General features: G+C 29.5%; 6 protein-coding genes and 4 pseudogenes. 3 read left to right on the top strand and 7 right to left on the bottom strand.

Annotation, left to right across the window (positions count from 1 at the left end):
- From AJ887_RS10305 to AJ887_RS09065, 3 genes are all read right to left on the bottom strand, one after another.
- A partial coding sequence (locus tag AJ887_RS10305; protein ID WP_186820771.1) for a hypothetical protein occupies nucleotides 1–250 on the bottom strand: 250 nt, incomplete at its 3' end.
- A gap of 10 nt (nucleotides 251–260) precedes the next feature.
- Entirely contained in the window at nucleotides 261–2,558 is a 2,298-nt protein-coding gene (gene hsdR, locus AJ887_RS09070; RefSeq protein WP_070240648.1) for an EcoAI/FtnUII family type I restriction enzme subunit R, read from the bottom strand.
- A 61-nt stretch (nucleotides 2,559–2,619) separates the two neighbouring features.
- Nucleotides 2,620–3,498, bottom strand: a complete 879-nt coding sequence (locus tag AJ887_RS09065) for an aminoglycoside 6-adenylyltransferase (protein WP_044780632.1) — start codon at nucleotides 3,496–3,498, stop codon at nucleotides 2,620–2,622.
- A 442-nt stretch (nucleotides 3,499–3,940) separates the two neighbouring features.
- Between AJ887_RS09065 and AJ887_RS09060 the strand changes: the two genes are divergently transcribed.
- Complete coding sequence (locus AJ887_RS09060) at nucleotides 3,941–5,017, top strand: NAD(P)-dependent alcohol dehydrogenase (RefSeq protein ID WP_070240647.1); 1,077 nt, start codon at nucleotides 3,941–3,943, stop codon at nucleotides 5,015–5,017.
- A 1-nt stretch (nucleotide 5,018) separates the two neighbouring features.
- Here the strand turns inward: AJ887_RS09060 and AJ887_RS09055 are convergent, their stop codons facing one another.
- Nucleotides 5,019–5,468 carry a lipocalin family protein gene (locus AJ887_RS09055; RefSeq protein WP_070240646.1) on the bottom strand — a complete coding sequence of 150 codons (450 nt, stop codon included), beginning with the start codon at nucleotides 5,466–5,468 and terminating at the stop codon, nucleotides 5,019–5,021.
- Nucleotides 5,456–5,802, bottom strand: a pseudogene (gene rrpA / locus AJ887_RS09050) (MarR family transcription factor RrpA). The gene AJ887_RS09055 and the pseudogene rrpA overlap by 13 nt, the downstream one beginning before the upstream one ends.
- A 99-nt stretch (nucleotides 5,803–5,901) precedes the next feature.
- Here rrpA and AJ887_RS09045 point away from each other — a divergent pair.
- Together AJ887_RS09045 and AJ887_RS09040 are read left to right on the top strand one after the other, a co-directional pair.
- Entirely contained in the window at nucleotides 5,902–6,480 is a 579-nt protein-coding gene (locus AJ887_RS09045) for an NAD(P)H-dependent oxidoreductase (RefSeq protein WP_070233895.1), read from the top strand.
- Between the two features lie 101 nt (nucleotides 6,481–6,581).
- Nucleotides 6,582–7,396 (top strand): annotated as a pseudogene (locus tag AJ887_RS09040) (DMT family transporter).
- Here the strand turns inward: AJ887_RS09040 and AJ887_RS09035 are convergent.
- Nucleotides 7,393–8,355, bottom strand: a pseudogene (locus tag AJ887_RS09035) (biotin-dependent carboxyltransferase family protein). The pseudogenes AJ887_RS09040 and AJ887_RS09035 overlap by 4 nt on opposite strands.
- Nucleotides 8,336–9,065: pseudogene (gene pxpB / locus AJ887_RS09030) on the bottom strand (5-oxoprolinase subunit PxpB). The pseudogenes AJ887_RS09035 and pxpB overlap by 20 nt, the downstream one beginning before the upstream one ends.
- Nucleotides 9,066–9,082: the final 17 nt, after the last annotated feature.

Genomic DNA, 9,082 nt, shown 5'->3' with positions numbered 1-9,082 from the left:
TATTATTTTCTTTATCAAATTCTCCAAAAGTCTCATCGTAAAATTTGTTAAAATTATCGATTTGACTATCTAAATCTTTTAGCTTATAATCTATGTCATTTCTTATATCTTCTATTTGAGTATATAAAGATATTTTTCCTTCGTTGTCTTCACAAATTAAATTATATTTTTCATTTATATATTTGTATTTTTTTAAAATATCACTTCTTATATTGCTTATTTCTTCTTGTATTTTTTGCATTTCTTCCATAAATTATCCTTTAATGTAAATAAATTTCCCTTTGCAAGTCATCAAAACTTTGCTTTAAATTTTCTAAACTTCCAAATTCATTGGCCAATTCTCTAACACTACTCAAAGAACTAAGCTCTATAAGCGGTTTTAAACCCTCATCAAAATCTTTTATGCCGTATTCTTGATATCGATTCAGTAAAAATTCTATAAACCTTATAGCCTTTTCTTTCTGAAAGCGTTTTAAGAATTCGCTATTTTCTACTTGCAAAACACGTTCTTGCCTTGTTTTGATCTCGCTATTAAAACTCAAATGCGCCAAAACATCATATATATCACAATCTTTCTTTTCAAAAATTTCACTCAAATCTTTTAAGACATCCTCATCCACTCCATCTTTTGCAAGAGCTTTTAAAAAATTCTCTCTATTGCCTTGGACACTCCAAATTTCACGCAATTTTTTCTCATCATCATAATACTCACCCAATTTTCCTATCAAAAATTCCAAAAATTCCTTAGTGCGAAGTGGCTTACCCTCTAATCCCACATAACTTGTCACGATATCTAAAACTTTAAGTTTTGTACCTACAAGATGTACAATTACTCTTTTTTTCTCTTTGCTTTCTTCTTTTATTTTCTTTATCTCTTTCGTGATTTTTCTTTCTTTTTCTTTGATTTCTTCTATTTTTTCACCATCCCATTTTGGATCGTAAAAAAGCTTAGTGGCGCCAACAAAATCAAGTATGGTAAAAAAGTCTTTACCTTCATATACTCTAGTTCCACGCCCGATAATTTGCTTAAATTCCACCATAGAACCTATATTTGCTAGTAAAACGATATTGCGGACATTTTTAGCATCCACGCCCGTTGTAAGCATTTTAGAACTTGTAAGTATGACAGGAAAGCTTTTATCATTGTCTTGAAACTGCTTTAGATAATCAATTCCTATTTTACCTTCATCGCTCGTTACCCTTACACAATAATCATCTTCTTTAACATTTTTGTATTTATCTATAGCTCTTTTTACTTCACTCGCATGGGCTTGATTGACACAAAAAACGATAGTTTTATCCATAGGATTTATAAGCTCCAAAATTTTCTTAGCGATAAAATCATTATATCTTGGTAAAAATATATTTCTTTCAAATTCACTTTGCTTGTAAAAACCTTTTTCAAGATCCCCTTGTATCAAATCATTAGGATTATAAACATAACCATCACTCAAGCTTGTTTTGATGAGTTTGACTTTATAAGGTGTTAAAAAGCCATCTTCAATACCACTTTTAAGACTATAATCATAAACACTTTCGCCAAAATATTCATAAGTATCTATATTTTCTTCTTTTTTTGGAGTAGCGGTTAAACCAAGCTGAGTTGCATAGGAAAAATACTCAAGTACAGCTCTCCAGCTTCCTTCTTCGTTTGCTCCACCTCTGTGGCACTCATCTATGATGATAAGATCAAAAAAATCTTTTGGGTATTGAAGATAAAATTTGCTCTCTTGTTCTTCTTGGATGTTTTCTTGTTCTTTTGAATTTGCGGCTAAGCTTTGATAAATTCCAAAGAAAATATTTGCATTTGTTATGATTTTTCCATCATTTTTCTTTATTTTTTCAGCACTAATTGCCTTACAATCACTTTCTATAGGATTAAATTCTCCTAAGGCTTGATATCTTAAGCTCACTCTATCACATAAAAATAGTATTTTAGGCTTTTGATCTTTGTTTTCTTTATTCCATCTTGCCTCTAACAAACGATAGCACAAATTAAAAGCTATGGTTGTTTTTCCTGTGCCTGTAGCAAGAGTGAGTAAAATTCTATTTTTGTTATTTATAATAGCTTCTATGACTTTGTCTATGGCTATTTTTTGATAATATCTTAATTCTTTTTGCGGTATATACATTGGCTTTTGTGTTAAAAGTCTATGTTGCCATTCTTTTAAATTCCCAAAAACACGCTCAAATAAAACTTGCGGACTAGCAAAATTTTGCACATACTCGCCCCTTGCATTTTGCATATCGTATTCATAAATCTTTTCTCCATTTGTGCAATACACAAAACGCACATCTAAATTTTTTGCATATTCTTGTGCTTGAGAAAGTCCATCAAGCGGGTCTTTGCTTAATTTCTTTGCTTCAATGATAGCTAGGTGTTTGTTTTGAAATTTAAGTAAATAATCAACGAATTTTCTTTGCCCTCTTTTGCCGCCTATGAGTTTTTTTCCTGCATTAAAATAGTATTCTCTTATTATGTTTTCTTCATTCCATAAAGCTAATTTTAATTTCTCATCTATAATTTTAACCCTTGTATCCTGCTCTGAAAAATTCATTTTTAACCCTAAATTAATTTTAAAATAATAATAACATATTTTAATTTGAATAACGGTTACTTTACAATTTTCTTAAAATTTTGCAATATTTTTTTACATTTTTTCGATAAGAAAAAAGCTTAAAGTCATTCTTTTTTGCTACAAATTTGGTGTTTTTGTGAAATAAATTTTCAAGCTTTTTTCTTGTTTTTTCAATTTGTTCAAGTGAAGTAGTATTAAAAGAATTTAAGATAATTTTTATTTCTTTTTGCTTTAAAAAGTTTAGAATATCAGTATTTTGTTTACCTAGCCAAATTTCAAAACCAAATTTAAGTCCGACTTTAAAACTAAGCATATCAAAAAGTGTTTCACGCATAGAATTTAACAAATAATTTGACATTATAAATTGTTTTCTTAAAAGAGCTTTTTCTAATTTTGTAAAAGTAAAATAAAACTCATTGCATATTTCATCAAAATCTTTTTCTGTTGGTTTCTTAATGCAAAAAACATTCTCATTTTGAGTTTTCTTAAATCTTTGATCTTTATCTATAAGCGCTTTGCTTAAAGGTTCAAATTTATAATAATGTTTCAATGATTTTAAGGGGATAAATTTAAAGTCTATTCTCACTCCATTTTTAAAAATTACCAAAAAACTCACCCAATTTTTAGGCAAATCAGCTTTATAGAATTCAAAGCTTTCAGGCGCTTGATAAAATAAAATTTTTCCAAAATTTTTAATAAATTTAGGTAATTTTGCTTTTTTGATATCTTTGCTTTTGTTTAGGTTTAATAATTTTCTCAAATTTTTAGATTTTAGAAAAAATGAAATATCATAATCTTGATATTTATCCTTTTTAGCTTTCTTATTTACTCTTGAACCTTCAAGTGTTATAAGACGAATTTGCTTATAAATAAAAGCAATATTTTTAATTTTTTCTAAAATTCTTTTTTCGCTTTGCATCTAAAAATTCCTTTTTAAAAAATCTTAAAAGTTTTATATTTATATAATAATGATTTTTATCCATTTTGATATATTTTAAAAATATTAAATTTTTATAAATTTTTAATATTTTATTAAAAATTCTATCCTTGTTTAAGGATAAAAAAATAAAATCTCTAAGAAATCTTCGCTATAAAAATTTGTTTTATTTTATATATTTCATTCATTTAAAATCGCCCCTTTATCACACAATTTCTTTATATTTAGAAGTAGCTTTGGTTGTATAAATTCTTTTATATTTTAAAATTTCTAAAGATTTTTAACATTATAAAAAAAATACGTTAAAAAATCAAAAAATTTTAACACATCAAGTATTTTTCTAATTTTTAAAAAATTATTTTCTCTCTTGACTTATAGCTACTCTAATGTTTTATAATTATAAAAAATCAAAAAAGGAGCAAAAATGCAATACAAAATTTTAGAAAACAATCGCATTGCAAGTAAAGGCTATGCAATGCTTAGTAAAGATGCGAAATTTACACCCTTTGAATTTAGCCGCCACGCTATTGGCGATAATGATATTTTGATTAAAATCCTATATGCAGGCATTTGTCATAGCGATATTCACACCGCAAGAAGCGAGTGGGGAGAAGCTACTTATCCTTGCGTGCCTGGGCATGAGATAGCAGGAGAAGTTATCGCTGTGGGTAAAAATGTGAGTAAATTTAAAGTAGGAGATTACGCAGGGGTTGGTTGCATGGTAAATTCATGCGGTGAATGCGATGCTTGCAAACGCTCACAAGAGCAGTTTTGCGAAAATGGCAAAACCATCTTTACTTACAATAGTTGTGATGCATTTCACGGCAATGAAAACACTTATGGGGGCTACTCAAACAACATAGTTGTAAGTGAAAAATTTGCCATTTGTGTGCCAAAAAATGCACCGATGGATAAGGTTGCACCTTTGCTTTGTGCGGGCATTACCACTTACTCGCCTTTAAGATTTTCTAAGATAAAAGAAGGTTCAAGCGTTGCTATAGCAGGATTTGGCGGACTTGGTATGATGGCTGTAAAATACGCTGTTAAAATGGGTGCAAAGGTTAGCGTTTTTGCTAGAAATGAAAACAAAAAAGCCGATGCTTTGGCTATGGGTGTAAGCTCATTTTACACAAGCTGCGATAAAAACGCCGTAAAAGAACGCTTTGATTTAATCATCTCAACCATTCCAACGCCTTATAATCCTGCTGTTTATTTGGATTTACTTAAATTTGGTGGCGAAATGGCTATAGTTGGCTTACCTCCTGTGGAAGATAAGGTAAATATAGGCATAAATGAGCTTGTACATAAGGCAGGTAAGAAGGTTTATGGTTCGCTAATTGGCGGTATTGCTGAAACTCAAGAAATGCTTGATTTTTCTTTAAAACATGAAATTTATCCAGAAACCGAGCTTATCACACCGCAAGAAATCGATAAGGCTTATGAAAATCTAACCTCAGGTAAGGCTAAATTTCGCTATGTCATTGATATGACAAAAGAATAATTTAATACTTATTAAAAATCACATCGCTAATGTCAAATCCCCTTTGCTTAGCGATGTTTAAAAGCTCTTTTATACTTTTTTCATCTATTATATTTCTTGCTAAAATCCAAAGATATTTTTTATCAGGACTACCCACAATTGCAACTTTATACTCGCTATCAATAAAAATGATTTCATAATTTACCTTATTAAAAAGGTTCATAAAGATATTAAATCTCACTGCTAATTGTCTATTTGAAACGATTTTTGCCTTACCTTTTATGCTTGAAATTTCATTTTCTTTACTGCAAAAATTTTCAATTTCTACATAAGGAACGCCATTTTTATATTTAAGCTCGTATTTTGCCTTTGAATTTAGGCAAGATTTTTGAAAAAAGGCGGGTTTTCTAGCCATTTCAAGCCATTCTCCCATATAATTTTGTAAAGAAAGTTCGCCAATTAATTCAAGCATTTTTTTCCTTTTTGTCTTTCTCGCCCCATTTGCACATAGCTTGTAAAATGGGAATTAAACTTTGTCCGCGTTTGGATAAGCTATATTCTACCTTGGGTGGAATTTGAGCGTATTCTTTTCTGATAATTAAACCATCATTTTCTAGTTCTCTTAAGGTATTGGTTAAAGTTTTAAAAGATATGGAGCTTAAAAAGCGTTTGAGTTCATTATAACGCACGATTTCATAGCGAAATAAGCAGTATAAAATACTCATTTTATATTTTCCATTAATTAATGCTAGAGTATAGTTAAATCCACATTCTTCGAAATTGCACTGAGAATTCTCTTTAGTCATTTAACATTCCTTTAGTATAGTATCTTACTTTATTTTCTGTATTAAAAATGACATCATGTTAAGTTATAATTGTATCATAAAATTTAAAAAAGGATAAAAATGAAAAATATACTCTTGCTTAATGGCGCTAAAGAATTTGGAAATTCAAAAGGACAGCTTAATTTAACATTGCATAATCATGCTTTAGAAATTTTAAAAATACTAGGATATGAAGTAGATCAAACTCACATAGATCAAGGATATGATCCTAAAGAAGAGATACAAAAATTTATAAAAGCTGATGTTGTGATCTATCAAATGCCAGCTTGGTGGATGGGCGAGCCTTGGATAGTTAAAAAATATATCGATGAAGTGTTTGGTTTGGGTGCTGGAGTGCTTTTTAAAAATGATGGAAGAACTCATGAAAATCCTAGTAAAAACTACGGAAAAGGTGGTTTAGATCATGGCAAAAAATACATGTTTTCTCTCACTTGGAATGCACCTCTTGAAGCCTTTAATGATAAAAATGAATTTTTTGAAGGAAAGGGTGTAGATATGGTGTATTGGCATTTGCATAAGGCTCATGAATTTATAGGTATGAAAGCTTTACCAACTTTTATGTGTAATGATGTGGTAAAAAATCCTCAAGTGGAAAAATATCTAAACGAGTATGAACTACACTTGAAAAAAATTTTTTAAAAAATTTGATTTAAAAATTTCAAGGTGTAACATTGACTCGAACAAAGTATTTGTATATCTTGCTTGTTTTAGCTATGTTTTTATAGGGCTCATCTTGGCCTATTTCTAAGATTTTATCAGCTTATGCGCTGATACTTCTGTGATTACTTTTTGGCGTTTTTTCTTTGTTTTGCTAGGCTCTTTGATGGTATTAGGCTTTTTAAGAATTCTTTTAAGGCTTGAAAAATCTATTTTAAAATGGGTGCTGATAGTAGGAATTTTAAATGGGCTTTATACTTTTGTATTTTTTATTGCCATTAAGTATGGTTTAGCTGGAAAAGGCGGTGTTTTGGTTACAACTATGATTCCTATTTTTTCTTATTTGATATTTATGATAGCGATATTATTTCAAAAAGATAAAAAATCAACTCACAAGATCACAAAGAGTGAAATTCTAGGCTTATTTTTAGGTTTATTATCTGGATTTTGTTTGCTAAATTTAGGGAGTTTAGAAGATTTATTTGGTAAATTTAATATTTTATTTTTATTTGGGCTTTAATAGCAGTGTTTAATCATAAAGCCAAAGGAGCTCACCCTTTGGCGATTAACTTTTATATTAATCTCATTTCTGTTTTAATGTTTTCTTGGGTATTGTTTGATGTAAAAAGTTATGAAATTTTTCATTTTGAATTTTATTTTGGATCAGTATGTTTGTCGTTGCTTTTTTATCAACTATTATAGGTACTAGTATTTATTATTATAGGATTCGCATTTTGGGAGTGTTAAGGCAAATTCTTTTGTTTTAATTACCCCTGCTAGTGCTTTAATTTGCAGTTATTTTATACTAGATGAGGTGCCAAATGCACTTACTTTGTTAGGTTGTGCCTTGGCTATAGGTGCTATATATTTTATCAATATTTATGGTGAAAAAGCTTAGATCAAATTTTCAAAATCAAGATTGATTTTTTGATCCATAGCTTTAAATTCATTTCTCTTTGTTTATAAAGCTCAAAGGCTTCTTGCATGCTAATGCTTTGGAATTTAAACTAGAGTCTAGCTTAGCCTGTGCGAGTAAAGTTAAATCATTTTCTATAACCGTGGCTATTTTTGTATAACCTCCTGTGCTTTGTCTTGCTGCAATTAAAATGATAGGAATACCACTTTTTGGCACTTGTATGCTTCCAAAAACCGCAGGATCTGAGATGATATCTGCTGAGTTTTTATGCTCTATACTTTCACTAGATTCTGCGTAAATTGCCATTCTATCGCTTTTTGAACCTACTTTATAAGTAGTATTTAAAAAAGTATCTATCCTTTTTTGGTAAAAGCATCTTCATTTGTTCCTAAAATAACGCATATAATAGGATCTTATGAGCTTTTAAAATAGGATTTTCACATTCTCTAGCTTCTAAATTAAAAGGTATAAAAGTATCATGAGTTTTTAAAATACCATCTTTTTGCAAAGCTCTTCCTTCAAAAATTCCAACTCCCATTTTAGCATCATTGGATTTAGAGTTTAAAAAAACTTTTTACTTCAAAACCACCTGCTACGCATAAATATCAACGAAAACCTATTTTTGCTAAACCAAGTTCTAAAATATCGCCTTTGTTTGCTTTATATACCTTGCAAGTTTTGATTTTTTGATTATTAAGCTTTGCCTCAAATTCAGCCCCACTTAAAACAAAATAATTCTCATCTAAAAATTTATATTTTTCACCCTTTAAACAAAGCTCAATTCCTGCTTCATCTTGTTTATTTCTAAGCAAAATATTTGCCATTCTTAAAGAATCTTCATCCATAGCTCCACTTCTTGCTATGCCAAATTTAGCAAATTTTTTTCTACCAAAGTTTTGCAAACTTGAATTTATAGATGTTTCAATGATTTTTATACTCATAAATTTCCTTTTGATAGACTTTTTTAGCAACTTGCTCTTGGATCTCAAAAAATTCATCTTTTGAAATGGCTTTAAATTTTAAAAACATACCCGCTTTTAAAAGAGTGGGATTTTTTTCATCTTCTTTATCAAAAAATTCCAAAGGTGTTCTAGCAATGATTTGCCAACCTCCTGGACTTGAAATAGGATAAACTCCTGTTTGTTTATCAGCTATGCCTACACTTTCAGCTTCTATTTTTGCTCTAGGACTTGAAAGGCGTGGGGTAAAAAGCCTTTCATCTAAACCTCCAAGATAAGGAAAACCTGCCATAAAACCTAACATAAAAACAAGATAATAAGGCTTAGTGTGAAGAGATATAAGCTCTTCTTTTGAAATTTGATTGTGCTTGCATACAAATTCTAAATCCAGTCCAAATTCTTCATCATAACAAAGTGGAACTTCTATGCAAAGACTTGAGTTTTGCTCCGTAAGTTTAATATCCTTTTTAATTTTTTCCAAAAAAATAAGCAAGAAATTTAAAGAAAGCACGCAAGGATTAAAATATATAAGCAAGCTTGCATAAGCACTTACTAACTCATCAATACCATAAATTTCACTTTTTTTGTATCCTTTGCTCTGTACTTAAAACATAAGCATTAATTTGAGATGAAATTTCTTGCTTAAAAAGCAAAAGCAAAACTTTACTTCCACTAAAATGCACACTAAACATTGCTAAAACCTATATAA

The organism is Campylobacter sp. BCW_6466 (assembly GCF_001762835.1).
Classification (GTDB): domain Bacteria; phylum Campylobacterota; class Campylobacteria; order Campylobacterales; family Campylobacteraceae; genus Campylobacter_D; species Campylobacter_D jejuni.
This window is presented reverse-complemented; position numbering and strand designations above follow the sequence as displayed.

What these genes read in the sequence shown, in the direction of transcription:
- AJ887_RS09055 (WP_070240646.1), bottom strand. Translation starts at nt 5,468, where the DNA reads ATGCTTGAATTAATTGGCGAACTTTCTTTACAAAATTATATGGGAGAA.
- AJ887_RS09065 (WP_044780632.1), bottom strand. Translation starts at nt 3,498, where the DNA reads ATGCAAAGCGAAAAAAGAATTTTAGAAAAAATTAAAAATATTGCTTTT.
- AJ887_RS09060 (WP_070240647.1), top strand. Translation starts at nt 3,941, where the DNA reads ATGCAATACAAAATTTTAGAAAACAATCGCATTGCAAGTAAAGGCTAT.
- hsdR (WP_070240648.1), bottom strand. Translation starts at nt 2,558, where the DNA reads ATGAATTTTTCAGAGCAGGATACAAGGGTTAAAATTATAGATGAGAAA.
- AJ887_RS09045 (WP_070233895.1), top strand. Translation starts at nt 5,902, where the DNA reads ATGAAAAATATACTCTTGCTTAATGGCGCTAAAGAATTTGGAAATTCA.